Source organism: Flavobacteriales bacterium, assembly GCA_021296215.1.
Taxonomy (GTDB): Bacteria; Bacteroidota; Bacteroidia; order Flavobacteriales; family ECT2AJA-044; genus ECT2AJA-044.
Genome location: JAGWBA010000127.1, coordinates 943 through 1938, shown reverse-complemented (window position 1 = coordinate 1938; position 996 = coordinate 943). Strand labels below are relative to the sequence as shown.

The following is a 996-nucleotide window of genomic DNA, read 5'->3' as shown; positions in this document are numbered from 1 at the left end:
ACGTGCAGGTCGGTACGGAGTCCGGTCTCCAGCACGTTGTGCACCGTGACGGATGCCATGAGCTGCAACACGTCCATTTCATTCCTGATGCCCGTGGTGATGTAACTTTCAGCGTCATCCAGATACACCCTGGAATCCTGGCCCTCAAACAAAAATTTGACATGCTTCCCGTTCAGACCCAACCGAACGCGCGACCGTTGTTGAATTTGCGAATCCGTTTGACCCGCGGGCTGGCTGGCTCGCCAGGGGTGGTCATACGTTTCGAAACGCGTCCGGTGTTCCAGGCCAAGGTCCAGCCAAGCCGGGAGATGCAAGGCGTCCCTCAGGTAACGGTCCCATTTCCATTCCCGAGCCACAACGAGTACGGCATCCGCAGGTTCCGGCACCGGCCTCCTTGAGACCCGTTCAACCGGCTCGATACCCGCTTGAGAAAAACCCTCGGGGAAAGCGTGGGCCGCGCCGCCCCAACCGATTAAGGCCAAACCGCCAAGCAGAACGAAAACCAGGCCTCCACCCTTTCTGCCGGCACGCGTCCCCAAGGACATGCATTCCATCGAGAAACTTCTCATGGTGATGAAAGATGTAATTATTAATTGTCTATATAGCAATAATACTTGATATCTATTAAAAAACCATCCCCGCCCCAGGTCCGGCCCGCGACACGCTATTGTTCACGGATGATCTTCCCGCTCTCTCTGGCGTCATACCCCCCCAAGGCTTCAATTTCCTGTTGAAACCTGCGCGTGACCAAGGTGTCCAAAAATACCTTCATGCCGGGATGCGAGTGTACGTACGCCGTCGGAATGACCAAATCATAGCGTTCTTCCTGCAACGGAATGAAATCAAAGTTGTACAATTGAGCCACGGCGCGTGTTCCAATGCCGACGTCTGCCTTCCCCTCCGAAATACATCGTCCCAGGCCGATCTGGGAAGAAGCCATTGTTCCATAGCCCCTCACGACTTGACTCGGAATACGATGACGGGAGAGCAAATGAT

At 54.8% G+C, this 996-nt stretch carries 1 protein-coding gene; it reads right to left on the bottom strand.

Features of this window, described 5'->3' with window-relative positions; all coding sequences use genetic code 11:
- Positions 1–664: 664 nt before the first annotated feature.
- Positions 665–996 (bottom strand): hypothetical protein (locus J4F31_12405; protein MCE2497354.1); only part of this gene is annotated, 332 nt, incomplete at its 5' end.